Raw genomic sequence first — 14577 nt, 5'->3', positions numbered from 1 at the left:
CACGTGCCTTCCGAAAGTCTTAGTCCCAGTCTAAAGGGTGCGCCGGGTTTCACTCAATTGGCTGGTGCTCTAATTGTTCAACTTTCACGCCTCGGTAGGGAGATTTGCGGCGGATTCTGCTGGAGTTTCCGCCTCCGCGGCGGCCTCCCCTGCGGGGGCATCCTCCTCTTCCTCCGTGTCGGTTTCCACGTTCAAAGTCACCGCAATCACCTTGTCATCCCCGTCAGCGCGCGAGAAAATCACGCCCTGAGTGTTGCGTCCGGTTCGGCTCACTTCATCGACCCGAGAGCGGACAATCTTGCCGCCCGCCATAATGACCAAAACCTCGGAGTCCTCGTCGGTCACCAGCGCGCCGACAAGGTGTCCGCGCGCTTCGACAAGGTTCGCAACCTTGATGCCGAGCCCACCGCGACCCTGGACGCGGTATTCTGCGAGGTCAGTGCGTTTCGCGTAGCCGCCTTCTGTGACGACGAACAGGTCCGCGCCTTCCCGCACCACGTCCATCGTCAACAGTTCATCTCCCGAACGGAACCTCATGCCGGTCACGCCCGAAGTCGCGCGACCCATGGGGCGAAGCTGGTCGTCGGAGGCGGTGAAACGCAGGGACTGACCGAGGCGAGACACCAAGATGAGATCATCAGTGGAATCCGCGAGAACTGCGGAAACGAGATGATCCGGCTGGCCTTCCTCGTCTTCACGCAGCTTGATGGCGATAAGCCCGCCGGTGCGGTTCGTGTCGTAGTCACTCAAGCGGGTTTTCTTGACAAAACCGCGGCGCGTGGCCAAAACGAGGTATTCCTTGTCCTCGAAACTCTCGACTTGGAGAACCTGGGCGATGCGCTCCTCGGGCTGGAAAGCGAGCAGGTTCGCGACGTGCTGGCCTTTCGAGTCGCGTCCGCCTTCGGGAATCTCGTAAGCCTTCACGCGATAGACCCGCCCGAAGTTCGTAAAGAACAACAGCCAGTCGTGGGACGAGGTCGTGAAGAAGTGTTCGACCTGGTCGTCTTCGCGAAGTTGCGCGCCTTTGACGCCCTTACCGCCGCGCCGCTGGGAGCGGTAGGCGTCCACGCGAGTCCGTTTCGCGTAGCCGCCGCGGGTGATTGTCACGACCACGTCTTCTTCGGGGATAAGGTCCTCAATCGACATCTCGCCGGCGAAAGGCACAATGGTCGTCTTGCGTTCGTCTCCCCACTTGTCGGTGATTTCCCCAAGTTCGTCCGAAACTATCGAGCGCTGGCGCTCGGGGCGAGCCAGGATATCCTCGTAGTCCTTGACTTTCGCCTCCAACTCGGCGTGTTCATCAAGAATCTTCTGGCGTTCCAAGGCGGCGAGGCGTCTAAGTTGCAGGGCGAGAATCGCGTCAGCCTGAACCTCATCGACCTTCAGGAGATCCATCAACCCGATCCGCGCGTCTTCCACGGTCGGGGAGCGGCGAATCAACGCGATGACTTCGTCAAGGGCATCTAGGGCCGCGAGATAGCCTTGCAAAATATGGAGGCGTTCCTGGGCTTTGGCAAGACGGAAAGCGGTGCGCCGCTTGATGACATCCACTTGATGCATGACCCAGTAGTGGATGAAACCATCGAGCGACAGCGTCCGCGGCACCCCGTCGACCAGCGCGAGCATGTTGGCGGGGAAGGAGTCCTGGAGCTGGGTGCGCTTATAGAGATTGTTCAAGACAACTTTCGGAACCGCATCGCGCTTCAAAACGACGACGATGCGAGTGCCGGCGCGATCCGAGGTTTCGTCGCGAATATCCGCGATGCCCTGGAGCTGGCCGTCTTTGACGAGCTGGGCGATTTTCACGATGAGGTTATCGGGGTTGACCTGGTAGGGGAGCTCGGTGGCGACGAGGCAGGTTCGGCCGTGGAGTTCTTCAACGTTGACAACCGCGCGCTGAATAATCGAGCCGCGGCCCGTCCGGTAGGTTTCCTCAATCCCGCGCCGGCCGAGGATGGTGGCGCCGGTCGGGAAGTCCGGGCCTTTGATGCGCTGCATCGAGGCGGCGAGAAGCTCCTCGCGAGTCGCTTCGGGGTTTTGAAGATACCACTGGGCGGCGTCGGCGACTTCGCGGAGATTATGCGGCGGAATGCGGGTCGCCATGCCGACCGCGATACCCTCCGAGCCGTTTATCAGCAAGTTCGGGATACGAGAGGGAAGCACGGTCGGCTCTTGGGAGCGGCCGTCGTAGTTGTCCATGAAGTCGACAGTGTCTTCTTCAATGTCACGCACCATTTCCATCGCGAGAGGCGCCATCTTGCACTCGGTGTAACGCGGTGCGGCCGGCCCGAGATTACCCGGGGATCCGAAGTTTCCTTGACCGGCAACCAGGGGATAGCGCATGGACCAGGGTTGGACGAGGCGGGCGAGCGCATCATACACGGAGGCATCGCCGTGAGGGTGGTAGTGGCCCATGACGTCACCAACCACGCGCATACACTTGGAGAAACCGGCGTTCGGGCGGTAGCCGCCGTCATACATGGTGTAGATGACGCGACGATGGACGGGCTTCAACCCGTCGCGCACGTCGGGCAGGGCGCGGCCCACAATAACGCTCATGGCATAGTCGAGATAGGATTTCTTCATTTCCTTCTCGAGGTCGACTTGCATGACCCGGTCGGCTTCTTCCTCGGTCACGACCGGCGCGTTCGGGTCGGTCGTGATTTCTTCCAAGTCGTTTTCGTTTTCGTTGTCAGCCACGTTTTCTTTCCTTTTTATCTCTAAGAGGTTTGCATATTAGTTGGCTTAGAAAAATGAGTCATGGGGACGTGCTTTTTGACTCATTTTTAGATATCCAAGAACCTCACGTCTTGGGCGTTGCGCTGAATAAAGGCACGCCGCGAGGCCACATCCTCGCCCATCAACAGGGAAAACACCTCGTCGGCGCTCGCCGCCTCGTCCATCGTCACCTGCTTCAAAAGTCGCACCGAGGGGTCCATGGTCGTCTCCCAGAGCTCCTGGGCGCTCATCTCCCCGAGACCCTTGTAGCGCTGAATTCCGCCTTCTTTCGGGAGCCGCGCGCCCGAATCAAGCCCGAGACCCAGCATCTTGTCTTTCTCTTTGTCGGAGTAAACAAACTGGTGAGGCTTATTTGACCACTTCAACCGGTAGAGCGGCGGGGTCGCCAAGAACACGTGGCCTTCCTCAATCAGCGGCCGCATATAGCGGAACAGCAGAGTCAGCAAGAGTGTCGTAATGTGTTGGCCGTCCACATCCGCATCGGCCATTAAAACAATCTTGAAATACCGCAGCTTGGAAAGGTCGAAATCTTCCCCGATCCCCGTCCCGAAGGCGGTGATGAGAGACTGGATTTCCTTGTTATCAAGTGCGCGATCCAGCCGAGCCTTCTCGACGTTCAAAATCTTGCCACGCAGAGGCAAAATCGCTTGGTGAGCCGGGTCGCGACCGGCCACTGCGGAGCCGCCGGCGGAGTCTCCCTCGACGATAAAAATCTCGCATTCGGTAGCGTCTCGAGAAGAACAATCCCTGAGTTTTCCGGGCATCGAGAAGGTGTCGAGGGCAGTCTTGCGGCGGGTGGCGTCGCGGGCTTTACGAGCGGCGTTACGGGCGACCTGGGCGGATTGGGCTTTCTGCAAGATAGCCTTCGCCTCGGTGGGGTGGGAGTCAAACCAGTCGCCCAACTGGGAATAGACAGTTTGTTGGACAAAGGTCCTAGCCTCGGTGTTTCCGAGTTTCGTCTTCGTCTGGCCCTCAAACTGCGGCGTGCGCAGTTTCACCGAAATCACCGCTGTCAGGCCCTCGCGGCAGTCATCGCCGGACAGGTTTTCATCCTTGTCTTTCAAGACCCCGAGGGTGCGCGCGTATTTATTCATCAAAGAGGTCAGCGCCGAGCGGAAGCCCTCTTCGTGGGTGCCGCCTTCGGTCGTGTTGATGGTGTTGGCGTAGGTGTAGACCGATTCGGAGTACGCCGAAGTCCACTGGAGGGCGACTTCGAGAGCCATGGTTTCGTTTTGGGAGGCCTCGAAGTCGATGATTTCTTCGTGGACAACCTCGGATTTCTTCGTCTCGTTGATGAAGTGGACGTAATCGTGAAGGCCGTTTTCATAGAGGTAGCTCACTTGTCGGTGGCCGACCTTTGGTGAATCTGCATCCCCCTCCGCGTCCCCCGTGACGAAATCGCCTTCCGCAGTGACATTCGGGCGTTCATCGGTCAGGGTGATTCGCAAGCCCTTGTTCAAAAACGCCATCTGTTGGAAGCGAGTCCTAAGCGTCTCGTAGTCGAAGTCTACGGTTTCAAAGATTTCCGGATCGGGGTAAAAGATTTGTTCCGTGCCGGTTTCATCAGTGGGCTCGCCGCGGGTGAGCGCCTTGGTGACCTTGCCGCCATTACCAAATTCAATATGCCAAGAGTAGCCGTCGCGCTTCACCGTAGTCAGGATTTTGGTTGAAAGCGCGTTGACGACCGAGATTCCAACCCCGTGCAGGCCGCCGGAAACCGCGTAGGATGAGCCGCCAAACTTACCGCCCGCGTGGAGGATGGTCATGACGACTTCGACGGTCGGGCGGTGTTCGGTCGGGTGTTCCGCGACGGGAATCCCGCGCCCGTTGTCTTGGACCTTCACCCCGCCATCGGCCTGGAGTGTGACTTCAATGTGGTCACAGTATCCGGCCAAGGCCTCATCAACCGAGTTATCGACCACCTCGTAAACCAAGTGGTGCAGCCCGCGTTCGCCGGTGGAACCGATATACATGCCGGGCCGAACCCGAACCGCCTCCAAACCCTCGAGGACGGTGATGTCCGAAGCGTCATAGTGTTCTTCGGACTTGTCGAAATCGCTCACGTTGTCTCCTTGCTTGAGCTTTGATTTTTAGCCAAGATTCTCGTTTTACATCCGTCATAATCCTACACTTTTTTAAGGCGATAGGCTCTCAGAGACACGTAAAGCCGGATTTAACGCGATTAACCCGAAATTCACATTTTCCTAACCGTAAGTATCGCGAGGGCCGCGACCCGGCACCGACAACCGGCCGTGCTTCCAAGACGGCACCACCGGCCCGCGCACGATAACCTGTTTCACCGCTCCCGCCCCGAGCCGGTTCGCGAGCTGTTTTTCCAACTGCGGCAAAAGCCATTTCAACTGGGTAGCCCACGCGGTAGAAGCTGTCCGAACCGTGAGTTTCCCTCCCTCAAAACTCTCCACCTGAGAGTGGGCGGCGACCTCCGGGCCGACATATTGCGCCCAGTTCGCCTTCACATCCTCCACATCCAGAGCACCTTGCCAACCGTGGCGTTTCACAAAATGCGCCCCCAAGAAACCCAAGGGCTGCGGGTCCCAGCGAGAAGGCCTCGGACCGGTTCCAATCCGCGCCACCCCGGGGGAATCCTCCACCAGATTCGGCAGTTTCTCGGGTGTCACCCCCAGAAGCCCAGCCAACTTCTCTCGATACCTCGCGTCAAGTTCCGCTTGGAGCAAATCGGTATCGCTCAAGGAAGTCTCCCGCGGAGATTGAAAGGACCCCACGGCTCCGGCTTCGGGGTAAAACCCCAGTTTAAACATAATTTCGCGATATCTTGCCAGCACCCGCTGCGGTAATTTCGCGCGCATGACGGGGTATCCGTCGGAATAATCAATGCTCAACATGAGGATTGGACCCCGCTTCATCTAGATCTTCCAGCGCCTCTACCTGGCTTTCGCGGCTGGCATTTAGTGACACCCGATATAACTTCCCCTCCAACTCCGAAGGTAACTCCGTGCCCATTGCGGAAGTCACCAAAACCTGGTCTGCCTCGCGAATCGCCCCGAGGAGAGCGGCGCGCCGCAACTCGTCGAGTTCCGCAAAAACATCATCTAGAAGCAGGACCGGCGTGTCTTCGAGCTTCTCTTTCAAAAGGTAAAACTCCGAAAGCCTCAGAGACAGCGCAAAAGACCAGGTCTCGCCGTGTGAGGCATAGCCCTTGACCGGAAAATCGTGGAGCGTAAGCGCGAGGTCATCGCGGTGGGTTCCACTGAGGTTCACCCCGCGTCGAGCCTCGTCAGCGTGGCGAGACTGAATAGCGAGGAGGATTTTTTCGCGCAGCAAGCCCTCATCTGCGAACATCTCCGCGCGCGCCGCGGGGTCGAGGTCGAGGGTTTTGCTGACATTGTCGCGGTAAGAGACAGTGGCCGCGAAAGTGCCGCTCCGGGCGGTTTCTGTTTCGGTAGCGGGGGTGGCGGTAGGGGTAGCGGAAACGGTCGCGAAGGGGGTTGTGGATTCAGCAAGGGATGGCCCGCTTGGCGGATTTTCGCCTGAAATCTGGGCATAAATCTCGGGCAGGAACTTTGCTAAGTCCCGCGTAACCCGCTCGCGAGCCGTCATGACTGCCGCAAACAGCGGCACCAAAGCCTCATCCCAAATCCCTATTTGGATTTCATCAAGGGGAGCATGGCGTTTGGCGAGGTTTTTCAGATATGCGCCCCGCTGACGCAGGGTCTTTTGAAGATCCGCGAGTGTTCCAGCCAAAGTGGGGTGGAGTTCTACCGCAATTTTGTCCAGGAAACTGCGTCTCGTCGCGGGGTCTCCCCCAACCAAGTCGAGATCTTCGGGGGCAAATAACACGGTAGAAAGATGTCCGATAAGTTCTCGCGGGCGGGTTTTATGCCGGTTGATCATGGCTCGGTTCGCTCTCCCTGCCACAATCTCAATCTCCAACAATTCCCCCGCAGCAAGTGGCTTGGTCTCCCCCAAAACCTCACTTTCGCGGGAGTGAACCCGAGTGCGAATCACGCCGGCACGGTTTTCAAGTTCGGGGGAGCGAAAAATCAGCGCCGCGTCGGTCCCGATTCGGTGGGAGGACAAAACCGCCAGATAGTTCAGCGCTTCGAGGAGATTCGTTTTGCCCTGGCCATTAGCCCCCAAAAAAACGGTAACTCCCGTCTCCAGGTGTAAAACCAGGGACCGATAGGAGCGAAACCAGTCGAGAGCCAGGTCGGAAACAAACACGCAGCCTCCAAAAATGCGTCATCTTTGCCCGCGCGCCGCCCTCAGACAGTACGCGGACGAAAGCATCACATACTCGTCCGAATCGGCATGATGAGATAGCGATATTCGAGATTATCTTCCCCGGTTTCTTCCTTCTGACCAGTGATAACGACCGGTTTTGTCTCGTCTTTGAAAGATAGACGCGCATAGGGTTCATCAATGGCGCCGAGTCCTTCGAGCAACATCCGCGAGTTGAAAGACACCGAAATATCCGGACCATTCAAAACGGCAGAAATCGTATCGCTCGAAGAGTTGTTTCCGCCCCCACCAGCGCTAAATTCGAGCTGTCCCTTGGTGAACTGGAGATAAATCTGTTGGTTGGAGAGGTTGGAGGACACAATCGAGACGCGCTTGGCGGCCTCAATGAACTCCGCGACTTTCACAATGGCGGTAACATTGATGGGCTCGGGGAAAAGCCGACGCACATCGGGATAGGCACCGTCATTAATCTGGCTCGTAAAAACGCGCCCACCTGCGGAAAGACCCACAAGATTGGCGGGTTCATCCCCGGATTCCACGGCGATAGAAATATCTCCCGAACTCGCAATATTCTTCGCGGCGTCAGAAATATTCTTCGCCTTCACCACGAGATCCTGGTTCACGTCTCCATGAGCAGACTTCCACTCCACTTCCTTCAAAGCCATCCGATAGCGGTCGGTGGCCAAAAGATAGAGCTTGTCGGGACGCACTTCCAGTGAAATACCGGTCAGCAAGGGCAAAGTGTCATCTCGAGAGGCTGCTACCGCAACTTGCGAAATCGAATGCGACAAGGCGCCGGCATCGATAGAGCCGGCAATCTCGGGAAGCACCGGCAACTGCGGGTATTCCTCGGCCGGCATCACCAGCAGGTTCTGTTTGAAGGTTCCGCAAGTGATGTGGAGGTAGTTGTCTTCCGTTTTGAAAGTAACTTGGGAAACCTGGTTCGGCAAGGCGCGAGCTGTCTCGCTGAGTAATTTGCCGTCGACTACTACCACTCCGAGTTCCACGATTTCCTGGGCCGCGACGGTGACGCGGGCCGAGACTTCATAGTCGAAAGAAGAAAAATTCACGCCACCGTCAGTGGCCTCAATGCGAACGCCGGCCAAGACTGGAACCGCAGGTCGAGGCGAGATGGAGCGGGAACTCCACTGGACGGCTTCGGCCAAGACTTCGCGATCTAAGACTAATTCCACGACACACTCCTCTAAATCAAGATTACTAAAACTTTAGCCTATAACAGAACCTCCTAACGATTTTTTCGCTTCGTCAAAATCCGGCCGCCGTTCGATGTTGGATGATTTTTGTCAAAGATTTTTAAATTGGTAGTAATTTTCATCGCAGGTGTGAATTGTGGGGAAAACCCGAATTCCCTCTCGCAATCCTCTGAACTACAAATGAGTAGTTTTGTTGATTTTTCGGTTCAAACTCACCTCCCAATTGTGAATTAAAACTTTTCCACAATTCCATCCCCAGCCTCCCCAGGCGTGTCCCACACCCTTTCCCCCGCTTTCTCCACAGCCCCTTCCCGCCCCTCTTCCTTCACCCCTTTTTCCCCACCAACTCGCCAAACGAGGGTCAGTCATTTCCTCCAGTTGTGTCCCGCTAGTTTAGGGTTTGTGTCGCGCTCGGTATTGGTTACTTTGTGCTTCGGAGCTGCTTGGGGGACGACCGCTCGTTCACTTTCTATTTGTGTGGGTCGTCCCCCAAGCGGCTCCGGAGAGCCCTACCCGAGAACCACAAGAGTCCCGCAAGACGAAACAATGGGCTACCTACTAACGGATCGAGCTGGTAGAGAGATTGACGGAACGAAAACTACTGGTAGGTAAAGAGATGATTACGAGGAAATCGGGGTTGAGGGAGAAGGGGACGGGCGGCGCGTGAGATTACGCCTCGCGGGCAGCGCGGCGGATTTGGTTGGTGATTTCCGTAACCGACTGGTAAGTCGTGGAATCCTCGTTCATCGAGTTGGTGATTTTCTTCACCGCATGCATCACCGTCGTGTGGTCGCGCCCCCCGAAAGCCTCGCCGACTTTCGGCAGGCTCAACTCGGTCAACTCCCGACACAGGTACATCGCGATTTGGCGCGAATTCACAACTGTCCGAGACCGGTCGGTGGACATGATGTCCTCGCTCTGGAGTCCGAAATATTTCGCGGTCTCATCCACAATCATCTTCGGGGTAATTTCCCGCGAATTCTTGCTCGTAATGAAGTCACGCAGAATCTCTTTGGCGGTATCCAAAGACACAGAATTCCCCGTGAGCGAGGCATAGGCCGTGATCCGAACCAGCGCGCCTTCGAGTTCCCTAATGTTGGAAGAAATATTGGACGCGATGTATTCCAGCACGTCATCAAATACTTCTAACTTTTCTTGGGCGGATTTCCGCCGCAAAATCGCGATGCGGGTCTCGAGGTTCGGAGGTTGAATGTCAGTCATCAACCCCCATTCGAGGCGGCTCTTGATGCGTTCCGCAAAAGACTTCAGCTCTTTGGGAGGGACATCGGAGGTGATGACAACCTGTTTGCGGGCGGTGTGGAGCGTGTTGAAAGTGTGGAAAAACTCCTCGAGCGTTTGCTCTTTACCCTGGAGGAACTGGATGTCATCAATGAGAAGAAAATCGACCTCGCGATAGTTGGCCTGGAATTCCGGAAAAGACTGGTTCGCAATCGCGTTGATGAACTCGTTGGTGAACTCCTCGGAGGATACGTAGCGAACCTTTGATTCAGGATAGAGCTCCAGGGCGTAGTTCCCAATCGCGTGCAGCAAGTGGGTTTTCCCGAGCCCCGAACCGCCGTAGATAAACAGCGGATTATAGGCTTGAGCAGGCGAAACGACGACGGACTCGGCGGCGGCGGCCGTGAATGAGTTTGAGGACCCGATAACAAAAGTGTCGAAAGTATATTGCGGGTTTAATCCGGTATTGCGGTCTATCTGGACCGTGCCCGTGAGCGGTGGGGTCGCCGGTTGGCTGGTCTGGGCGGTGACTGTGGTCACAGTTTCTCCAGAGGTTTCGGAAGATACCGTGGATCCCGTTGCCACGCTGGTGGATACGGAGCCGTCGGTCGGATTCCCCTCGGCAGGAGGATTCGGCGGGGTTGGAGGAGCGGGAGGGGCGGGGGTGGCCGCGGGCTGGGTGTCTTGCCAGGCTAGGGATTCATCAACGGTGATGATGAGATTCTCGATGGGTTTTGCCAAGACTTCACTAAAGGATTTCATCAAGGAGTCAGTGTATTTTGCCTCGATAATCCCCTTGACCATGGCCCCCGGAACCGCAATCACGACCGCGTCTCCGTTTTGACCCAGGGTTTTCGATTGACGCAACAGGGCCAAATCGAACTCGGGCAAAGTCTCCTCGGCCTGTATAATCTCTAGGGTGGCGGGGAGAAAATCAGTTTCATCGGAAGGTGTGAGAGGGGTGGAGGTCTCCAAAAAAATCACACCTTTCGTCTTTTCATCTTTGAGAAAAATCTGAATAAAGTCTGCCACGAATTCGGAAATCCACAAAGTTTTCCACAACCTGTGGATAAAGTTACAACGATGTAACTTCCGCTTGTTCTGCAATGTTACTAAAATATTTCCCTAGAGCTTCGTCTAGAGGTGTCCCCCAGAGTTTTCTTCGAATTTGCGCCAAAGGTCCCTTTTTATCTAAGATTGAACTCTGTCTTATGACCAACTTGAGGCTCAGGTTTTTGACCTGGGAATGAAATATTGCAGGAGAAGAAGTGACTAAGCGTACTTACCAGCCGCACAATCGTCGCCGTGCTAAGAAGCACGGGTTCCGTAACCGCATGGCTACCCGCGGGGGCCGTGCCGTAATTTCCGCTCGTCGTCGTCGCGGTCGGAAGCGTCTCTCGGCCTAAGCTTTTGCTCGCGCGGGACAATCGCTTGGTGAGCGCCGCTGATTTTCGGTTAGCGATGCGTAAGGGAGTGCGCTTTACCAGGCCGAACTTAGTGGCTTTCCACGTGCGAACCGAAGTGGAGACACCTCCTCGAATTGGCTTTATTGTTCCGAAAAAATCAGTGCGGCTAGCGACCGGACGCAACTTAGTGAAAAGACGTCTGCGCAGCGCCATTCGGGAGCGTCTCAGCCTTTTCCCGTCCGGTTCACTCACTGTTTTTCTCGCCCGCGGAAAAGTCGATAAGGTTAGTTTTACAGATTTGAATCTTCAGCTAGCTACCTTGATCGAAAGATTGCAAAACCATTATCAGGAAAATGAGGAGAGATGAGCCTAGCGGAAATGGGGAAGTTCCTGGTGCGACTCCCTGCCAATTTTGCCCGTCTCTTAATACACTTTTATCAACACACATTTTCCTTGGCTTTGGGGCCGCGCTGTAAGTACTATCCCTCCTGCTCCCACTATGCCGATAAAGCCTTCGAGGTTCACGGGTTTTTCAAGGGACTTGTCTTGACCGGTTGGCGCTTGTTGCGATGCAATCCCTTGAGCGACGGCGGAGTTGACTATCCGCCGGTGAAAGGTTCGTGGAAGAATCCCTGGACCGAGCCGGGTTCCGTCACCGCCGAAACGTACCGCGAGGATTCGGTAAATTCATTAAATTGTTCAACAGTTAATGACACAAAAGGGGTGTACTCATGCTGTTAACCATGCTCAAAACCGCTGCTGAGGGCGATTTGGCGCTCTACGACAAAGTCCTGTGGCCCTTCATGTGGATTATCGGCTGGATTATGCGCGGGATTCATGAGCTCCTCGGCCTGGTCGGGGTTTCTCAAGGCGTCGGTATCGGCTGGGTTTTGGCCATCATCGGTTTGACCGTCTTTGTGCGGCTCTTGCTGGTGCCCTTGTTCGTCAAACAGATTAAGGCCTCTCGCGCGATGACCCTGGCGCAACCCGAGATGACCGAAATCCAAAAGAAATACAAGGGCAAACGCGACCAGGATTCTTTGATGCGGATGCAGGAAGAAACCAAGGCAGTTCAGAAGAAATATGGTGCCTCCATGAGTGCGTCGTGTTTACCGGTTCTGTTCCAAATGCCAATCTTCTTAGCTCTTTACCGGCTCTTGTACAATATGAAGCCCGTGGCTGACGGCACTTTGCCCGGCAATGATGCTATCGGCGGCATGGGGCAGGTACAGGCCCAAAACCTCTGGGAATCCACTTTCTTCGGCCAGTCCCTCGGTTTGACCATGTTCGGGCCCGGCTCGGATATGTACACCAAGATTGTTATCGGCATTATGGTGGCGTATCTTGTGTTGTCGATGCTGTTCCAAACCATGTTCTTGACCATGAAGAACATGAGTTACGAGCAATTGCATTCCGATAATCCGATGGTGAAATCCACCAAGTCGATGCTCTACTTCATGCCGCTGGTCTACCTCTTCACCGGACCCGTGGTCCAGGTGGGCCTCTTGATTTACTGGGTGACTTCCAATACCTGGATGATTGCTCAGCAGTTCTTCATTATTCGCTCCTACCCCACTCGCGGATCTGATGCGGCGAAGTGGCGGGAGCCGGCGCACGAGAAGAAGTTCGAAGCTTACCGCGCTAAAGAAGAAGCCCGACTCGCCTCCGAAATCGAAAAGATTAACTTGAATGAGGAGGGGCTCAACCAAAAGGGCGTCCAGGTTGCTTTGCGCCAGGCGAGATTGAACCATATCCACCGTTTGGAAAAGCGCCGCATGGAGCTCGGTCTTGATGAAATCAACCTCGGCAACGTGGATGCCGTGGGTGGTAACACCGGCGGACAGCGGATGCAGCCGGGACAAAAGGGTTGGGAAGAATATCGGGCGCAGTTTGAGAAGGACTTGGCCGAGGAGAAAGCTAAAAATGCCGCCGTGGTTGAGGATAACGAGACTGTGGGCAAGGACGGACTCACCCCTGCGCAGCGCGCTGCCAAACAGGCCGAACGACGGGCTGCGGAACGTAAGGCTCGTCAAAATAAATCTAAGAAGAAGAAAAACAACAAAAACCGATAGAACAAAAGAAGGGCACCGGGGAGACAGATGACAAGCACAGAACAAATTGATGACTTGGACATTATCGAAGAAGATACCGAAGTCGTCGCGAACCACGGTTCTAAAATAGAGAGGTTAGAGGCCGAGGGTGATATTGCGGCCGACTACCTCGAAGAGCTGCTGGATATTGCCGATTTGGATGGCGATATTGAGATTGACGTCGAAAACGGTCGTGCGTTGGTTGAGATCGTGACCGAAGATGAAGAACCGGATCGCCGCCTGAATCGTCTGGTTGGTCGGCACGGCGAGGTTTTGGAGTCTTTGCAAGAGCTGACCCGTTTAGCGGTGCAGTCACAGACTGGCGAGCGTTCCCGCTTGATGCTCGACATTATTGGGTATCGCGCCGATCGACGCGAAGAGCTGCAGGCCTTGGTCGAAGATTTGGCCGAGAAGGTGAAGCAAACCGGCGAGCCAGTGAAGATGCAGCCGATGAATCCTTTCGAGCGCAAAGTCTGCCACGATATGGCTGCTGAGTTGGGTCTTTATTCCGAGTCCGAGGGCGTGGCACCGAATCGATATGTGGTGTTGTCTTTGGATGAAGGTGACGATGAGGACCTCGACGATGATTCCGAGGAACTCGTCGATGAAGATGAAGACTTGGTAGATGACGAGTAAATCTAACCGGTTCATAGACGTTCCAGAGATTTCGAACCCTGATGGCACCGTTGGCGCTCCCGAGGTGGAAGTAGAACCGGAACCTTCGGGCGTTGCGGACTTCTTCGACTTCGCGACCAATGGGATGCGGTACTTCGTAGACCTCTTGGTAACAGAGGGCATGGAGCAAGGGCTGTTGGGTCCGCGAGAGGCGCAACGTATCTGGTCTCGCCACATTTTGAACTGCGCCGTTTTAGGGCAGTTTCTTCCCGAGGGTGTAAGCGTGGCCGACGTTGGCAGCGGTGCTGGTTTACCTGGATTGGTTTTAGCCATTGCTCGACCGGATTTAGAAATAACACTCATCGAGTCTATGGATCGCCGGTGTCGGTGGCTGGAATGGGTATCCAGTGAACTAGATCTCGACAACGTACGTATTTTGCAGTCTCGCGCCGAATATCTGAAGGGACGAGAGCGATTTGAGTACGTTACTGCTCGGGCTGTAGGTAATCTCACCAAGTTGCTCCCTTGGGTGGCGCCGCTGGTTAAGCCGAAAGGGCAATTGTTGCTTTTGAAAGGTCAGAGCGTTCGGACGGAGATTGAAGAAGCCTTGGGTAAAAATGTGTTCCGCAAGTTGCATTTGACTGTGCCTGAGGTGCTTACGGTTGAGGAACCTGTTACTGGTGAAGACACTCGGGTGGTTAAGATCATCAAGAAGTGACCTCTTTGTTTCACGTGAAACATTTTCGGGTGGGGCGGGACTCGGTCGGTGTTATTATCTAATTTCAACATCATTGAATCAGGTTTCACGTGAAACATAGTCTACAATTTTGCGATGCTTCGTGGCGGTCTCATTGAACAAAAGAGGGAGTGTTTCACGTGAAACACCTTGGTAAGGAAGCCTAATGGAGATCCAAAATGAGTCTTACAATCATGGAACTCAAACTGTGAATCCAGATTGTGAAACGTTGCAAACTTGCGACTTTACCTGTGGATAACTTGTGGATAAAAATATTGCGACGAAGTGATTTTTTCATTCAGAACTATAGCGTAGAC

Annotated in this window: 12 protein-coding genes; 6 read left to right on the top strand and 6 right to left on the bottom strand. The window is 55.2% G+C overall.

Going from position 1 to position 14577, the window contains the following annotated elements:
* Window positions 1-84: 84 nt before the first annotated feature.
* The 6 genes from gyrA to dnaA all read right to left on the bottom strand — a co-directional run bounded on the left by gyrA (window position 85) and on the right by dnaA (window position 10397).
* Complete coding sequence (gyrA, locus tag FYJ63_RS02435; protein WP_277026335.1) at window positions 85-2700, bottom strand: DNA gyrase subunit A; 2616 nt, start codon at window positions 2698-2700, stop codon at window positions 85-87.
* Between the two features lie 86 nt (window positions 2701-2786).
* Window positions 2787-4802, bottom strand: coding sequence for a DNA topoisomerase (ATP-hydrolyzing) subunit B (gene gyrB / locus FYJ63_RS02430; protein ID WP_287847025.1), 2016 nt, complete (start codon window positions 4800-4802; stop codon window positions 2787-2789).
* 141 nt (window positions 4803-4943) lie between these two features.
* Window positions 4944-5567, bottom strand: a complete 624-nt coding sequence (locus tag FYJ63_RS02425) for a DciA family protein (RefSeq protein ID WP_154543550.1) — start codon at window positions 5565-5567, stop codon at window positions 4944-4946.
* Window positions 5568-5589: 22 nt separating this feature from the next.
* Window positions 5590-6942: a DNA replication/repair protein RecF gene (locus FYJ63_RS02420; protein ID WP_338106791.1), complete on the bottom strand. Its 1353-nt coding sequence runs from the start codon at window positions 6940-6942 to the stop codon at window positions 5590-5592.
* Window positions 6943-7007: 65 nt separating this feature from the next.
* Window positions 7008-8153: a DNA polymerase III subunit beta gene (gene dnaN, locus FYJ63_RS02415; RefSeq protein ID WP_277026345.1), complete on the bottom strand. Its 1146-nt coding sequence runs from the start codon at window positions 8151-8153 to the stop codon at window positions 7008-7010.
* Between the two features lie 690 nt (window positions 8154-8843).
* Complete coding sequence (gene dnaA / locus FYJ63_RS02410; protein WP_420846010.1) at window positions 8844-10397, bottom strand: chromosomal replication initiator protein DnaA; 1554 nt, start codon at window positions 10395-10397, stop codon at window positions 8844-8846.
* Between the two features lie 284 nt (window positions 10398-10681).
* Between dnaA and rpmH the strand changes: the two genes are divergently transcribed.
* The 6 genes from rpmH to rsmG all read left to right on the top strand — a co-directional run bounded on the left by rpmH (window position 10682) and on the right by rsmG (window position 14242).
* Window positions 10682-10819, top strand: a complete 138-nt coding sequence (rpmH, locus tag FYJ63_RS02405; protein ID WP_277026346.1) for a 50S ribosomal protein L34 — start codon at window positions 10682-10684, stop codon at window positions 10817-10819.
* A gap of 4 nt (window positions 10820-10823) precedes the next feature.
* Window positions 10824-11186, top strand: coding sequence for a ribonuclease P protein component (gene rnpA / locus FYJ63_RS02400; protein ID WP_154543439.1), 363 nt, complete (start codon window positions 10824-10826; stop codon window positions 11184-11186).
* Window positions 11183-11560: a membrane protein insertion efficiency factor YidD gene (gene yidD, locus FYJ63_RS02395; RefSeq protein ID WP_154543437.1), complete on the top strand. Its 378-nt coding sequence runs from the start codon at window positions 11183-11185 to the stop codon at window positions 11558-11560. Before rnpA ends, yidD begins: the two co-directional genes overlap by 4 nt.
* Complete coding sequence (gene yidC / locus FYJ63_RS02390) at window positions 11551-12891, top strand: membrane protein insertase YidC (RefSeq protein ID WP_154543435.1); 1341 nt, start codon at window positions 11551-11553, stop codon at window positions 12889-12891. Before yidD ends, yidC begins: the two co-directional genes overlap by 10 nt.
* Window positions 12892-12918: 27 nt before the next feature.
* Entirely contained in the window at window positions 12919-13545 is a 627-nt protein-coding gene (locus FYJ63_RS02385) for a Jag family protein (protein ID WP_154543433.1), read from the top strand.
* A 124-nt stretch (window positions 13546-13669) separates the two neighbouring features.
* Window positions 13670-14242 carry a 16S rRNA (guanine(527)-N(7))-methyltransferase RsmG gene (gene rsmG, locus FYJ63_RS02380; protein ID WP_420846012.1) on the top strand — a complete coding sequence of 191 codons (573 nt, stop codon included), beginning with the start codon at window positions 13670-13672 and terminating at the stop codon, window positions 14240-14242.
* Window positions 14243-14577: the final 335 nt, after the last annotated feature.

Origin of the sequence: Mobiluncus porci, assembly GCF_009695935.1 — a bacterium.
GTDB lineage: Bacteria > Actinomycetota > Actinomycetes > Actinomycetales > Actinomycetaceae > Mobiluncus > Mobiluncus porci.
The sequence above is the reverse complement of the archived record's forward strand: the minus strand, read 5'-3'. Positions and strand labels throughout refer to the sequence as shown.

Bases quoted from the DNA above. Each gene is read 5' to 3' on its own strand.
- FYJ63_RS02385 (WP_154543433.1), top strand. From the start codon at position 12,919: ATGACAAGCACAGAACAAATTGATGACTTGGACATTATCGAAGAAGAT.
- yidD (WP_154543437.1), top strand. From the start codon at position 11,183: ATGAGCCTAGCGGAAATGGGGAAGTTCCTGGTGCGACTCCCTGCCAAT.
- rsmG (WP_420846012.1), top strand. From the start codon at position 13,670: ATGCGGTACTTCGTAGACCTCTTGGTAACAGAGGGCATGGAGCAAGGG.
- FYJ63_RS02425 (WP_154543550.1), bottom strand. From the start codon at position 5,567: ATGCGCGCGAAATTACCGCAGCGGGTGCTGGCAAGATATCGCGAAATT.
- yidC (WP_154543435.1), top strand. From the start codon at position 11,551: ATGCTGTTAACCATGCTCAAAACCGCTGCTGAGGGCGATTTGGCGCTC.